The following is a 13175-nucleotide window of genomic DNA, read 5'->3' as shown; positions in this document are numbered from 1 at the left end:
CACGGCAACTGTTTGTTTTATTGAAAATGGGGATTTGTATGATGCGAAATTAAAGCTGGAGGGTAAATAAAGTCCGGACCAGTTTGAAATAATCACCTTCGATGAATCGGTTTGACTTCCTGGACCAATAATTTGCTAACATAAAAAAAAGATGACGCAGCTATACCACCGTCATCTTCTATTAACTAGTTATAAGCCATTCATTCAATCTTTAACAAGCTGTATCTGAATTAATTATTTGTTTTTTCGCCAAGATTCTCGCATATCTATCGTAATTCACTAGAAAGAGAGTCGACAAGTTAGGAAAACACTAGTTTACTTATTTTCCCAGTAGTTCAAAACCACTAATAAACGAATTTTTCAGAAATCAACATAGAGAAAATAACCTAAGTCCCACAGGGCTTACGGCTCCTGCCTGGTATTTTAAAGCGAGACAGTGGAAGAGCTATTCGTTAATAAGGCGGGGAAAAACATAATTTTTAAGAAAAATAGCATCCTTCAAGCAGGTATAGCTACTAGACAAAAAGGAAAAAAGGTCACCAAACCGTCCTTATAAAGGACAATCAGGCAACCTTTTTTACTTCTACTCTATTCAGGCTCGAGTACCTCTTCCACGAATGATATTGATGACAAACACAATCGCAGCCACCGCCAACAAGATATGAATCAAGTTCCCGGCTACATCAAACAGGAAACCAAGGAGCCAAACAGCTAATATAATTCCAATAATCGTCCAAAGCATCTAATTCACTCACTTTCTTTAATTGATTTAATGAATTAGTACCCTATATGGAGCGAATTGAAACAATTGGTTTATTTAGCGATTGCTGGAACCAAATCCACCTTCTCTTTGCTGATGAAGGACTTGGTCATCATCTGCGACTAAGTATTTTTTAAAAATGCCTTGAGCTATTCGTTCTCCCTTCTCAATTACGACAGGCTCACTTCCACAGTTAACAAGACAAATGCCAATATTGCCGTCATTGCCGGGATTCCCATAATAAGAGGAATCAATAATACCTGTCCCGTTCGCTAACGCCAGCAAGTGCTTAACTCCGAGGCTGCTCCTAATGTATACTTCAAGCACCTCATCGGCAAGCATATAAGCTTTTACGTCTGTCCAGAAGAGGTGCTTGTCCCTTGGTTCAAGCGTGATTGTTTCATTGGAGAAAAAGTCGTACCCAGCAGAGCCGCCATCTCCTCTGATTGGCAGTTGAATGCTCAATTCACCATGCTTTCTGAACGTATTTTCTACTGTTTCAAATCCTCTTGTTTTCTTCATCTTGTTTTTCCTCACTGTTCAATTTCTTTTCAAGCATGACATCCATAGCTCTGGAAATAGCGCTTGATATTTCTTTGTCAAAAAACGGTCATCGATCAGGATCAGCTTCCCACGGTCCTGCTCAGACCGAATCAGTCGCCCGCCTGCCTGCATCACCTTATTCATGCCCGGATAGACATACGCATAATCAAATCCATTTACGCCGATTGATTGGTAATAGTCTTTGATCAGGTTACGGTCCTCATTCACTTGCGGCATCCCTGCCCCAATGATAATGACGCCGCTTAAGGCTTCGCCAATTAGGTCAATTCCCTCTGAGAAAACACCGCCCATCACGGCAAATCCTATGACAGCCTTCTTCCCCTTCTTTTCAAAAGCTAAGAGAAACGCATCCCTCTCATCCTCATTCATACCTTGTGATTGAATAAGAACCTCATGCGTCTCTTCTAAATCGTTTAATAAGCCGGTAACTAACATCATGTATTGATACGAGGGGAAGAAGACGAGGCAATTATCGTTATCAGATGTATGGATTCGAATAACCTCTGCTATGGCTTGTGCTGTTCTTTCTCGGTCTTTATATCTCGTCGAAAGGCCAAAGATTTGAACATCCAGCTGCTCATCCGAAAACGGAGATGGTACAGATAATGCATAATCTTCCGAATCACCACCAAGAGCATCCATATAATATTTGGCAGGCGTTAACGTCGCTGAGAAAAAGATTTTTGCCGCAAAACCCTTACACATCGATGCAAGATTGGCAGATGGGTCCAAGCAATAGATTTTCAGCCCCATATTTTGCTGCTCAAAGAATAGCTTTGTCACATATGCCTCACTATAATATTTTGAGATTCTAAGGAAGGCTTGCGCGCTGAAGTACACATCCAGCAAAGCGGCTGCATTTTCTCCGCCTCTGGCAAGCTCACCCTCAAGAACAATCACAAACTGCTCAATTAATTGTATGAAGGCTTCCGGTTTTTCCTTATCGACCTGAATCCTTTGCTGTCCCATCCCTTTTTTCGCATCGATGAAATAGCGATTGACCACCTTAGCGGATTCTGAGAGCGCTGGATTCGTATGCTTAAATTCACGTTGGATTTGGAGAAAATCCTTTTTCCACAAGGTTTTTGAGAACATCTCCCTGCCCCGCTCGACAAGATTATGCGCCTCATCAATCAGCAGCACCGTTCCCTTCCTCTCCTCTTCAAATAATCGCTTCAGGGAGACTCCGGGATCAAATAGATAATTATAATCACAGATGAGAACATCAGAGAGATACGCCAATTCAATCGAATACTCAAATGGGCAAACCTGATGCTTCCTGGAATAGGCCTGTATGGTCTCCTTATCCATGATATCCTCCTGGCTAAGAATATCGAGGATGGCCTCATTAATTCGATCAAAATGTCCTTCCTCATATAAGCATTGCACGCGTCCATAATCATCCACTGGTCCCTCACACATCTTGTCCTTCGCGGTCAAAGAGACAACCTTCGCTTTAAGACCACGGTCAACGAGCATTCTCATCGTGTTCTCTGCCACTTTTTTCGTTGTCGTCTTGCCAGTCAGGTAAATGATTTTTTTGACCTGTTCTCCCGCATCGGCACCCATCTGCTTGATGGAAGGGAACAGGAAGGAAATGGTTTTCCCTGTGCCAGTTGGCGCAAGTGCAAACAGGTTCTTTCTTTCACTTATCGCTTTCCATGCTGCTCCCATCAGCTTGCGCTGACCCGCTCGGTAATCCGAGAAAGGGAAGGGAGCTGAATCAGCGGTGACTCTCTTCTCTTCTATTCGTTTCAATTGCAGCCTCGCAAATGGCAAATAGGCATGCAGGATATCCTGTACACAGCCTTCCAATTCATCGACAGTCCATCTTTCCCTGTGGGTAACGGTTTTTTTCGTCTGTTTTTCCACATATAGCAGCTCTAAGTTGATGGCCTTCAAATGATGCTGCACGGAATATATGTATGCATAGCATTTCGCCTGTGCCCAATGGACAGGGTAACCCTGCTCCTCAAGCTCCTTAATATCCTGGGATGTCGATTTAATCTCCTGAATAATCACTTCTTCTCCGCGATGAAGTATGCCATCACATCTCCCCTCGAGTGTGAACAAAATGCCCTCCTTCTCAATTTGGTGGCGAAGGAATACCTCTTTCTCATCCTCAGGTTCATAGGCTGACTGTATCTCCTGATGGATTCTCGTCCCCTCTGACATGGATGTGGCCACCCTGAAACGATTATCCAAATCCCCGCCCCGATATACATATTCCACTAAATGACGGATTGATATCCTGTATTCCTTCTGCATGTCGCCATCACCACCTTGTCCGTTCATATCCCTTCTATCTTACCATATAACGTACAGATGTTCTGGGTTAGACAGGATATATTGATTTGTTAAGAGGAGTTCACCCATAAGGAAAATTATGTAATATACTAATGAGTAATAGGATATTTTTAAGGAGTGATTTGATGAAAAGAATCTCCAAGATGTTCATTTATGTGATTATGCTTCTTTTTATGACAGCATGTACCTCAGAGAACACGGTTATAAGCAAAACCGTTTTACCTGCTGGTATTCCTGAATTTGTTCAAGAAATCGATTTTGACAAAATCAATTGGGATAGGAAAGCGGTTGAATTCGGTTCCAATGGAATAATTGGAAATGAAAACAAATCAGGCGTTATCGGTGCTGATATGCCGAGCTTAGAGGGTCAAAAGTGGATGTGGCATCTTTGGGGAGTTGAAAATGCCAAAAAGCTAACTGTCGTTGGCTATCATAAGGCATCTGAAACCGCTCATCAAATTACAAAAGACCGTTGGACACTGGAACTTGGCGGACCGAATAACAATGCCGATGCACATATCCCTTCTTCCGTGAAGATACCTGACCCTGGGGAATGGGCTGCTCTTATGTATGTTGATGGGAAATTATTTGATATCTTGGTTTTTGACATTAATGAATAATCCAATTCCTAATATCGCGTAAATCTTTTAAAACTCTGCAAGATAAATGGTACTCCGAGAAACCGCTAAGCCGCCGTTAACACTTCTTAAAATTACCGCAATCTAAAGGGAGCGCCAAATTGGCACTCCCTTTTTCTTTAACAGGCATTAACATCGCCCGCTTTTAGTTATCCTTTGAAATATCCTCTAACGCATCACCAGCTTCATCCCCGAAACCAGATGTTACTGCCAGGTCTCCTAAGGAAACAATCCCAACAAGCTTGCCATTCTCAAGAACGGGCAACCTCCTAATTTGGTGCTGGGCCATCAGAGCGGCAGCTTCATTATCTGTTGTATCGGGATTAGCCGTGACGACATTTGCATGCATGAGGTCTGTCACCTTGGTTGAGCCTGGATGCTTTTCTGCAATCCCGTCTACAACAAGATCCCGGTCTGTAATAACTCCGAGCAATGTTCCATCCTCACAAACAGGAATGATGCCGACATCGTCGTTCTTCATTTTCACTGCAACTTCATAAACATTATCAAGCGGCGTGACGTAATCTACATTTGTTGTCATTATATCGCGTAAGTAAGGCATATGATTTCATCCATCCTTTTTTAGTCATGTGCCTCTATCATTCCCCTAACAGGTTCATTTGACACATCAAGGAATGGATACTTTAGCCTTGAGGAACTATTTCTGCCTGTTTCTTCAAGAGATTCACTTCATCATTGATGCATTCCATCTTTTGATCAAGCTCAGCAATCATTTCAGCTGATTGCTTAATTTCTTCAAGGATATGACTAGGCACTTCCTTGTCAAATTTATAATAAATCTTATGCTCAAGGCTAGCCCAGAAATCCATTGCCACGGTCCGAATCTGAATCTCCACCTTCATCCATCTCTTGTGATTAGAGAAGAAAACAGGGATTTCTGTAATGATATGCAGGCTTCGATAGCCGTTCGGCTTCGGATTTTGGATATAATCCTTTATCTCAACAATTCGGATATCGTCCTGCTTCCTCAAAGCATCTAGGATGGCATAAATATCTTTTGTAAATGAGCAGGTAATCCGGATCCCAGCTATATCACGAATATTCGCCTCTACGTTCTCTTGGGTCATATCTAATCCTTTAAATTTCATCTTTCTGATAATGCTCTTAGGACTTTTCAAACGGGATTTGATATGCTCTATCGGATTGTGGTTATGTATTAATTCAAACTCTTCATTTAAGATGGTTAGTTTTGTGTTCATTTCATTTAAGGCAAATCGATAGCCGATGAGAAAATTTTTCCACTCATTAATTTCCGCTGTTTCAAATCTGTGCATGTCAGGTGAACCCTCATTTCGAAAAAAGTTACATTGCTATTTACACTATTTACGTTTGTTCACAATAAATTGTTTCATTTTTATTAAGATAAACTCTAGGAGCAAAATGATATCTTATGTATGTTTTTTGCAAAAAATATTATAATAAAACTGAACATTTATTATTTTATAATAGGAAAAGGAGAAAACCATGAAGAAATTATTACCATATGCTTTATCACTCGTAATGCTCTTGGCACTAACCGCATGCAGCGGTAACAAAGAAAGCAGCGAGAAAGAAAATTCACAAAAGCCACTAGACCTTTCAGGAGAATGGATTCAAACCAATTCTAATTCAGAAGATGCATGGCAAGAAGCCACTATAACCGAGGATGTCATCGAAATCAATTGGATAAGTGATAATGGGGACACTAAATCATTGTATTGGTCAGGCAGCTTTATTGCACCAACTGAGGCTGCAGAATCTTATTCTTGGACGTCCAAAAATGACACTTCCAAGACTGAAAATGCTCTATTAGCTTCAACTGCTGAAACAAAGGACTTCACGTATGAGGATGGAATATTAAGCTATGAGGCATCTGCCTTAGGTTCCACAACGGTTGTTAAGCTTGAAAGGAAATCAAAATAAAGAAGACCGGGCAGCACAGCCCGGTCTTTAAATTCGTCTTAGTTTCTCCATATAACTTGATATCCCTAAAGTCTGTCATTCATTTTAGATTTTTAACATCATTCATCCTTTTTTAGTCCTGTTTCGCTTTCTTCTGGGTTTGCCATGTGTGAATCATACACGGCACCCCAGCCATTATGGCCACTATGAAACTCCACATCAAATATCGCCAATCATTCGCAATGATAGCGATACTCATAAAAATTATGAGCTGTCCCACAAGCGCAAACCAAGAGGCAATCCAGGCAACTTTCACGTTTTCTTTCATACATTTACCCCCTAGATGGTCATTTGACCTCAATGACAAATGCATAGACAGCATCGCCATTATCCCAACTAGCGGATACATCATACACATAGGTCCCTTTTTCATCTGGTAGCAGAAATTTATTTCCTATCAGCGGAACTTGAAGGCTCTCTTCCTCATTCAGCCATCTGCTAAGATGAATCGAATCTTTTAATGGTTTCTTATCAAAATCTATCGTTACTTCAGTTCCAGGTGCAGCAGTAACTGGCTTATGATTATCAATAGATATCATTCCGGGCGGCGCTGCTGTATCGACACAAATACCCTTCAACATTGAACTCCAGCAATATGTGCCTCGAATAGCTGGCACTTCCTGTTTACCGATGGCAATAGCAGGTTCTGGCGGCCCTACTCTATATTGCTTCCTCTCGAGTAAATAGCCGCCAGCCCCTATCAAAATAATTATCGCAGCCGTTATGATATATTTTTTCATTCTGCTCCCCCTTCTGTCCGGCACACACAAAAAAAGAGACCCGATTCTGTCAGGTCTCTTGGTGTCCATATGAAAGCTATTCCGGCTTAATCGATCCGTCTTGGATTATTAATCGCTTGAAGCATTTTAGTTCCTTCTGTCATATCGCTTGAGCACAAAGGACAGGAAGGGGTTTCTGTACTCTTGAAATTGTCGCGAACCCAGGCATTGCAATCATCAGCTGTACACTCCCACACTTTTGTTTCCTCAGGGATTACTTCCTCAACATTTTTTCGATTGTACATTACCGGCACACCTTTCGTTTTAAGTCATTTATGTAACAAAAGGCTATCCGTTCAATGGATAGCCTTTATATGCTAAATCTTAAAGTTTAATTACGTTTTCAGCTTGAGGTCCGCGAGCGCCTTCAGTTACGTCGAATTGTACGCTTTGGCCTTCTTCTAAAGTTTTGAATCCTTCGCCTTGGATAGCGGAGAAGTGTACGAATACATCGTTTTCGCCTTCAACTTCGATGAATCCGAAACCTTTTTCTGCATTAAACCATTTTACTTTACCGTTTTTCATTTTGTTACCTCCAAAAATGTGTTAATAAATAAAATTCACCTAGTATAAAATGTACCGCTCAGTAAAAAGGCTACACTTTATAATAAGTGAACGTTCAATTTACGGGTAATTTTATATAGATAAATAATATAGACTATTTTAACAACCATCCTGCGAATTGTCAATATGTTCGCTATCCATGATTATTTATATGTCATTTCCGTCCATCTTATTCATCTATTTCAAGATTTGATTCTTGTACTCATTCAATTGCTTGAAATAGCCAATTCTCTCTTCCCTGCTGAAACCCGCATTCAGTCCGCTCGTTGATGGGGCCACAAAGACTCGGCAGCCCTGCCAATCCTCAGTCGCATAGAAAAATCCCTCCTGCAAGCCCGGCTTGACTTTTTCCTTATGGATTTGGAATGCATGACGAAAGGCTGTTATGCCGACAAAACAGAGGATCTTTGGACGATATTCCTTGATTGTCTTTTCAAGCTGGGCAGCTCCTTCTAGCATATCCTTCTTGGTTAGCTTCGAAGCAGTTCTTGTCGGTCTTGCCACAATATCGGTGATTCCGTAGCGGTAATCCAAGAGCTTCTGTGTTTCATCAGGCCGAAATTGATAGGGGGTTAATCCCCCTAAATGGAGCGCCTTCCAGAACAGATTGCCTGGGTTAGCGAAATAATGACCTGCTAAGGCCGAGACTCTTCCTGGATTGATGCCGCAAAATAAAATATCTAAATTATGCTCTATATAAACCGGCAGCCGTAAATGTTCGAAATCTTCCATTCTTGATCCCTTCCTTATGGTGATGAAGTAACTGTACCATAATCCAAGAGGCATTACAGTCAAAAAACTTTTGCCATTCTATAAAAAAATGCCCCCGCTTAGGACAAGACAGGGACATACTTTTGATTACTTCATGCAGCAGCGCTTATATTTTTTGCCGCTTCCACATGGGCACGGAGCATTACGCGGGATTTTATTGTTTTTTACAGGTGCTTGATTTTCGCTTCCTTCTAATTGAGGGGCAAGCTCCAATGGAGTGAAGCCTTTCAATACCCATAGGCGTGTGTTATTGACGACCTTTGCAATTTGCTCAACGATTGCGTTGAAATCCTTCTCGGTCTTCAATTCTACTTTCTCGCCAAACCATTTGACGACATCCTGTAATCCATGGCCAAATTGGACTTTATAGAGGAATTGTTCCATAAGCTCGTTTACTTGGGCAGCCTCTAAGGAGTAAGTATCTTGCAGGAATTGATTGAATTCTGCCATTTGCTCCGTTTTCTCAAAGCTTTCGTAGCGATTGAGGTTCAGCATGCTTTCCGCAGGAATAGGGTAGTATTTTAAGTCTCCTCTTGTCTCAAGTACTTGCTTGAAGCTATCAAGCTCGCGAATCGTTTGATGGATTAAATAGCCATCCTTCGCATAGAACATACCATAATAGTCAGCGAGATAGCTGATATAGTTGTTTAACCATTCTGCCTCTACTTCTTCCTCAAGATAGGTCTCAACCAATTGCTTAACCATTGCTAGATCGGCAAAACCGTAATAGCGTACGATGCCAAAGAGAATATTGGAAACCTTTTGGTTCCGATTCACGTCAGCCATCACGTCCTTCGGATCGAGGCTGAAGAATTGTTTCATAACCTGCGTAGGCATCACGACAACCGGCTTGTCTTCCTGTTTAGATGGGTGGATATACCCTATGCTAGATAAATAGAACACATCCTCAAGCGCGATTTGCTCAAGCGGCATGATTCCGCTCTTTGTCATGAGGGCAACAATCGATGTATATTGCTGCAGATCCATCATTTTCGTTCTTTCAGGCACCGATGCAGGGATGTGTTCCGTAAGTGCTTGAACAAGCTCTTTTTTTCTTAATGAACTCATATTCTTTAAGTTTAGGTTTCGTCGAATATTTTTAAGAGCATCCATTTTCAAGGCGTCCAATAACGCATCTAATTGATACTCATCAACTTGTGTAGCTGTTGTCATTCTATTTCCTCCATCATATCGTAAAACTTATTTAAAATAGCACTCCGTCAAAGACCTTGATTTTACTACAAAATCCACAAAAAATAAACTGTTCGTATATTGCGAATATTATCAATGATAAATAAAAAAAGAAGCGATTGGTCCATATCCGAATCGCTCCCTCTAATCTATCACTGTATGATGGTGACATCAACCGTCTTCATTCCCCAAGCTTCTGCAGCGTCCTCGTTTGGAATGAAGACATCGATCTTATCCCCTTTTATCGCTCCCCCGATATCAGCTGCAACCGCATGGCCATATCCCTCTACATATACCTCTGTTCCAAGCGGGATAACAGCTGGGTCAACCGCGATTACCTTCGCGTCAGGATTCGCTTTCAAATCAACGCCTGTGTAGGTTACGCCAGTCCCTCCCTCGCAGTCCGCTGTATAGGCAGTGGCCGTGACTGTAATCACCTTATTATCAGCCACTTCTTCTGGAGCAGTTTTTTCCGCTTTCTCTGTTTCTAGAGCTGCAGGCTCTCTTAGCTCCCCGTCTTTCGTCACAGTAGCTTTTTCTGCGCCTTTTGCTACTTCTGCAACAAGCTCAGATTCAAGCTTTTTATTTTTCACTTTCTCCTTGCTTCCTTTATCATCAACGGACACTTTCTTATCTGGTGTTTCCGTGATATCGTCTGCCTTGGCGGCAATCGCAGCACCTTTTGAATTAATTTCCTCCTCATCCGCCTGCTTCTCAATCTTCATGGAAGCCAAGCGTATAAAGTCGGGTGATATATGGGATGTATCTTCATGTATTTGCTTCATTTTTGTTTCTTTAGCATGCGTTACAAATGTGATAGGCTCCTCTTGTTTTGGTGCATAAAGACATTGTACAGAACCAATGATTGATGCACATGCCAAAAATGTCATACAAATCTTCTTCAAAACAAAATCCTCCTGTCATCTGCCATCATTTCTAGCAGAACATATCGTATCAGCGATGGGAGATTCTTGTTAAGAACAATTCTGTAATAAGAGCATGACGTTATTTACAGCGATATTACATATATGTAACAAATAGACAGAATAGTCATATTGAAACCGCTTAAGCAGGCATCATTATTGGCTCTAAGTCCTCTTTAGTTTTTTACGCAAAGATGCTGATTACCCACAACTTACCAGCATAATTTCGTCTTTTTAGCATTTTAAATACCTTCTTCAACCAGCTCTCTTTCACTAATGGGGATAATAATGATATAATTTGCTAGATACCAGTTAACGGAGGAATTTTATTAAATGATAACAGTTAGTAATGTTGGTCTGCGTTTCGGCGACCGAAAATTATTCGAAGACGTAAATATTAAATTTACGCCTGGAAATTGCTACGGTTTAATCGGCGCAAATGGTGCAGGTAAATCCACATTCTTAAAAATATTGTCTGGAGATCTTGAGCCGCAGCAAGGAAATGTAAGCATGGGACCTGGCGAGAGACTCGCTGTCTTAAAACAGAACCACTTTGAATATGAGGACACAGAAGTCATCCAAGTTGTCATCATGGGTCATGCGCGTCTGTATGAAGTGATGCAGGAGAAGGATGCTATCTATATGAAGGCTGACTTTACGGATGAGGACGGGATGAGAGCCGCAGAGCTTGAAGGCGAGTTCGCGGAACTGAACGGCTGGGAAGCTGAGCCAGAGGCAGCCATCCTCTTGAAAGGCCTCGGTATTCCAGAAGAATTGCATAACAAAAAGATGGCCGAGCTTGATGGTGGAGACAAGGTGAAGGTTCTCCTTGCTCAAGCACTATTCGGTCAGCCTGATGTCCTTCTTCTCGATGAGCCGACGAACCACTTGGACATTAAAGCCATTCAATGGCTGGAAGAGTTCCTTATTAACTTCGAGAATACAGTCATTGTCGTATCCCATGACCGTCACTTCTTGAATAAAGTGTGTACCCATATCGCTGACCTTGATTTCGGTAAGATTCAGCTTTATGTCGGAAACTATGACTTCTGGTATGAATCCAGCCAATTAGCGCAAAAGCTGACAGCTGAATCCAACAAGAAGAAGGAAGAAAAGATCAAGGAATTGCAAGCCTTCGTCGCTCGTTTCAGCGCGAATGCCTCTAAATCCAAACAAGCAACCTCCCGCAAGAAATTGCTTGAAAAGATTACACTTGACGATATCAAGCCATCTTCCAGACGTTATCCATATGTCCACTTCACGCCAGACCGTGAAATCGGAAATGATTTATTGCGTGTGGAAGGTCTATCCAAAACAATCGATGGCGAGAAAGTATTGAATAACATTAGCTTTACAATGAACAAGGATGATAAGATCGCTTTGCTCGGAGCGAATGATAATGCGAAAACAGTCCTGTTCAAGATCTTGATGGGTGAAATGGAAGCCGATGAGGGTACGTTCAAATGGGGAATCACAACCTCTCAATCCTACTTCCCTAAAGATAACTCTGAGTTCTTTGAGAACAGTGATTTAACATTAGTTGAATGGCTGCGCCAATTCTCACCACAGGATGAGAGTGAGTCCTTCCTGCGCGGCTTCTTAGGCAGAATGCTCTTCTCTGGCGAGGAAGTTATGAAGAAAGCCTCTGTCTTGTCAGGAGGCGAGAAAGTCCGCTGCATGCTTTCTAAAATGATGCTAAGCGGCGCCAATGTGCTTTTGCTTGATGAACCAACCAACCATTTGGACTTGGAATCCATCACAGCTGTCAATAACGGAATGATCAACTTTAAGGGATCCATGATTTTCACATCCCATGACCATCAGTTCATTCAAACAATTGCCAACCGTATCATTGAAATCACGCCTGACGGTTTGATTGATAAGCAAATGACCTATGATGAATACCTGGAAACAGTGAAAAACTAATACCATAATAAAGCCTGCTTGAATTATCTCTCAAGCAGGCTTTATTATGGTCATCAACTCTTCTTTTGTTTCAAACTACCCCCTTCCATCCATGTCCCACCTCTTTATTTCTACGACATTATTTCATTCAACATCCTATTTACGCCCTGTGTAAACGATGTGAAAAATTGAAAAAGGGAACCCTATTTTTCAGGATTCCCTTGCTTCTGATATTTGTTTAAGAGGAGGACTTTTTTAAAAAACTCCCTGTAATCATCCACATAATAATCAGCCTCAGCCTCATGGTTTTGGAATAGGCAAGTCTGAATGCCAAGCTTCTTAGCCGGAATGATATCAAGCTCACGATCACCTACTGCTAGGTCAATCCGGTATTTTTCATGTAAATATCGATAGCTTGCCGGATCCGGCTTCCTCGGATAGCCATCATCAATCGCGACGATTTCCGTAAAATATTGATTGAGATCATTCACCTCTAGAATGGCTTGCGCAAGTGCTCGTTCTTTATGGGTCATGATGACATTCATATCGGCCGCTTCAAGCACCTCTCGCAATCCAAGGAATGGTTTGAAGTCCTCAGGAGCCAAGCTTCTCTCAAGCTCTTTAATATGCTTGATTTCATCCTCAGACAAGCCAAGCTCACTGAAGGCATGGCCAAAGGAGACCTTCAATAGAGCAAATATTTCCTCATCCTGAAGGGCGGATTGGCTGGCCTCCTTGACCATCTTCGTATAGGAAGGATACGTATCCATCAATGTACCGTCAAAATCCCATAATATGTTCATCTTGTATC

At 41.7% G+C, this 13175-nt stretch carries 16 protein-coding genes; 3 read left to right on the top strand and 13 right to left on the bottom strand.

Annotated elements, in window-relative coordinates:
- Positions 1–592: 592 nt before the first annotated feature.
- The 3 genes from CYL18_RS04155 to CYL18_RS04145 all read right to left on the bottom strand — a co-directional run bounded on the left by CYL18_RS04155 (position 593) and on the right by CYL18_RS04145 (position 3619).
- The gene (locus CYL18_RS04155; protein ID WP_104848169.1) at positions 593–742 is read right to left on the bottom strand and encodes a lmo0937 family membrane protein; all 150 of its coding nucleotides are present in this window, start codon (positions 740–742) and stop codon (positions 593–595) included.
- A gap of 75 nt (positions 743–817) precedes the next feature.
- Positions 818–1282, bottom strand: coding sequence for a dCTP deaminase/dUTPase family protein (locus CYL18_RS04150; protein ID WP_104848168.1), 465 nt, complete (start codon positions 1280–1282; stop codon positions 818–820).
- Positions 1283–1300: 18 nt separating this feature from the next.
- Positions 1301–3619 carry an ATP-dependent DNA helicase gene (locus tag CYL18_RS04145; protein WP_104848167.1) on the bottom strand — a complete coding sequence of 773 codons (2319 nt, stop codon included), beginning with the start codon at positions 3617–3619 and terminating at the stop codon, positions 1301–1303.
- A 137-nt stretch (positions 3620–3756) separates the two neighbouring features.
- Between CYL18_RS04145 and CYL18_RS04140 the strand changes: the two genes are divergently transcribed.
- A complete protein-coding gene (locus CYL18_RS04140; RefSeq protein WP_104848166.1) occupies positions 3757–4251 on the top strand; it encodes a hypothetical protein in 495 nt (164 codons plus the stop codon).
- 163 nt (positions 4252–4414) lie between these two features.
- On the opposite strand, the gene CYL18_RS04135 is transcribed toward CYL18_RS04140, so the two are convergent.
- A complete protein-coding gene (locus tag CYL18_RS04135) occupies positions 4415–4831 on the bottom strand; it encodes a CBS domain-containing protein (RefSeq protein WP_104848165.1) in 417 nt (138 codons plus the stop codon).
- A gap of 82 nt (positions 4832–4913) precedes the next feature.
- Entirely contained in the window at positions 4914–5564 is a 651-nt protein-coding gene (locus CYL18_RS04130; protein WP_104848164.1) for a GTP pyrophosphokinase, read from the bottom strand.
- Positions 5565–5754: 190 nt separating this feature from the next.
- On the opposite strand from CYL18_RS04130, the gene CYL18_RS04125 reads away from it, so the two are divergent.
- Positions 5755–6192, top strand: coding sequence for a hypothetical protein (locus CYL18_RS04125; RefSeq protein WP_104848163.1), 438 nt, complete (start codon positions 5755–5757; stop codon positions 6190–6192).
- A 112-nt stretch (positions 6193–6304) separates the two neighbouring features.
- Here CYL18_RS04125 and CYL18_RS04120 read toward each other — a convergent pair whose 3' ends face one another.
- From CYL18_RS04120 to CYL18_RS19675, 7 genes are all read right to left on the bottom strand, one after another.
- On the bottom strand, positions 6305–6499 hold the full coding sequence (locus CYL18_RS04120; protein WP_104848162.1) for a hypothetical protein: 195 nt from the start codon (positions 6497–6499) through the stop codon (positions 6305–6307).
- Between the two features lie 19 nt (positions 6500–6518).
- Positions 6519–6971, bottom strand: coding sequence for a hypothetical protein (locus CYL18_RS04115; RefSeq protein ID WP_104848161.1), 453 nt, complete (start codon positions 6969–6971; stop codon positions 6519–6521).
- 86 nt (positions 6972–7057) lie between these two features.
- On the bottom strand, positions 7058–7255 hold the full coding sequence (locus tag CYL18_RS04110; RefSeq protein ID WP_104848160.1) for a cold-shock protein: 198 nt from the start codon (positions 7253–7255) through the stop codon (positions 7058–7060).
- Between the two features lie 79 nt (positions 7256–7334).
- Complete coding sequence (locus CYL18_RS04105; RefSeq protein WP_049670717.1) at positions 7335–7535, bottom strand: cold-shock protein; 201 nt, start codon at positions 7533–7535, stop codon at positions 7335–7337.
- A gap of 216 nt (positions 7536–7751) precedes the next feature.
- Positions 7752–8306 carry a mismatch-specific DNA-glycosylase gene (locus CYL18_RS04100; protein WP_104848159.1) on the bottom strand — a complete coding sequence of 185 codons (555 nt, stop codon included), beginning with the start codon at positions 8304–8306 and terminating at the stop codon, positions 7752–7754.
- Between the two features lie 126 nt (positions 8307–8432).
- Complete coding sequence (locus CYL18_RS04095; protein WP_104848158.1) at positions 8433–9518, bottom strand: YecA family protein; 1086 nt, start codon at positions 9516–9518, stop codon at positions 8433–8435.
- 170 nt (positions 9519–9688) lie between these two features.
- Entirely contained in the window at positions 9689–10441 is a 753-nt protein-coding gene (locus tag CYL18_RS19675) for a 3D domain-containing protein (protein WP_407984513.1), read from the bottom strand.
- A gap of 351 nt (positions 10442–10792) precedes the next feature.
- On the opposite strand from CYL18_RS19675, the gene CYL18_RS04085 reads away from it, so the two are divergent.
- Entirely contained in the window at positions 10793–12385 is a 1593-nt protein-coding gene (locus CYL18_RS04085; RefSeq protein WP_104848157.1) for an ABC-F family ATP-binding cassette domain-containing protein, read from the top strand.
- Between the two features lie 182 nt (positions 12386–12567).
- Here CYL18_RS04085 and CYL18_RS04080 read toward each other — a convergent pair whose 3' ends face one another.
- Positions 12568–13167 (bottom strand): HAD-IA family hydrolase, encoded by a 600-nt coding sequence (locus CYL18_RS04080; protein ID WP_104848156.1) that lies wholly within the window; start codon positions 13165–13167, stop codon positions 12568–12570.
- Positions 13168–13175 lie beyond the last annotated feature (8 nt).

It is taken from the genome of Pradoshia eiseniae (genome assembly GCF_002946355.1).
GTDB classification, from domain to species: Bacteria; Bacillota; Bacilli; order Bacillales; family Pradoshiaceae; genus Pradoshia; species Pradoshia eiseniae.
The sequence above is the reverse complement of the archived record's forward strand: the minus strand, read 5'-3'. Positions and strand labels throughout refer to the sequence as shown.

Excerpts from the sequence above, each read along its gene's own strand:
- CYL18_RS04155 (WP_104848169.1), bottom strand. The coding sequence starts at position 742 with ATGCTTTGGACGATTATTGGAATTATATTAGCTGTTTGGCTCCTTGGT.
- CYL18_RS04150 (WP_104848168.1), bottom strand. The coding sequence starts at position 1,282 with ATGAAGAAAACAAGAGGATTTGAAACAGTAGAAAATACGTTCAGAAAG.
- CYL18_RS04145 (WP_104848167.1), bottom strand. The coding sequence starts at position 3,619 with ATGAACGGACAAGGTGGTGATGGCGACATGCAGAAGGAATACAGGATA.
- CYL18_RS04140 (WP_104848166.1), top strand. The coding sequence starts at position 3,757 with ATGAAAAGAATCTCCAAGATGTTCATTTATGTGATTATGCTTCTTTTT.
- CYL18_RS04135 (WP_104848165.1), bottom strand. The coding sequence starts at position 4,831 with ATGCCTTACTTACGCGATATAATGACAACAAATGTAGATTACGTCACG.
- CYL18_RS04130 (WP_104848164.1), bottom strand. The coding sequence starts at position 5,564 with ATGCACAGATTTGAAACAGCGGAAATTAATGAGTGGAAAAATTTTCTC.
- CYL18_RS04125 (WP_104848163.1), top strand. The coding sequence starts at position 5,755 with ATGAAGAAATTATTACCATATGCTTTATCACTCGTAATGCTCTTGGCA.
- CYL18_RS04120 (WP_104848162.1), bottom strand. The coding sequence starts at position 6,499 with ATGAAAGAAAACGTGAAAGTTGCCTGGATTGCCTCTTGGTTTGCGCTT.
- CYL18_RS04115 (WP_104848161.1), bottom strand. The coding sequence starts at position 6,971 with ATGAAAAAATATATCATAACGGCTGCGATAATTATTTTGATAGGGGCT.
- CYL18_RS04110 (WP_104848160.1), bottom strand. The coding sequence starts at position 7,255 with ATGTACAATCGAAAAAATGTTGAGGAAGTAATCCCTGAGGAAACAAAA.
- CYL18_RS04105 (WP_049670717.1), bottom strand. The coding sequence starts at position 7,535 with ATGAAAAACGGTAAAGTAAAATGGTTTAATGCAGAAAAAGGTTTCGGA.
- CYL18_RS04100 (WP_104848159.1), bottom strand. The coding sequence starts at position 8,306 with ATGGAAGATTTCGAACATTTACGGCTGCCGGTTTATATAGAGCATAAT.
- CYL18_RS04095 (WP_104848158.1), bottom strand. The coding sequence starts at position 9,518 with ATGACAACAGCTACACAAGTTGATGAGTATCAATTAGATGCGTTATTG.
- CYL18_RS04085 (WP_104848157.1), top strand. The coding sequence starts at position 10,793 with ATGATAACAGTTAGTAATGTTGGTCTGCGTTTCGGCGACCGAAAATTA.
- CYL18_RS04080 (WP_104848156.1), bottom strand. The coding sequence starts at position 13,167 with ATGAACATATTATGGGATTTTGACGGTACATTGATGGATACGTATCCT.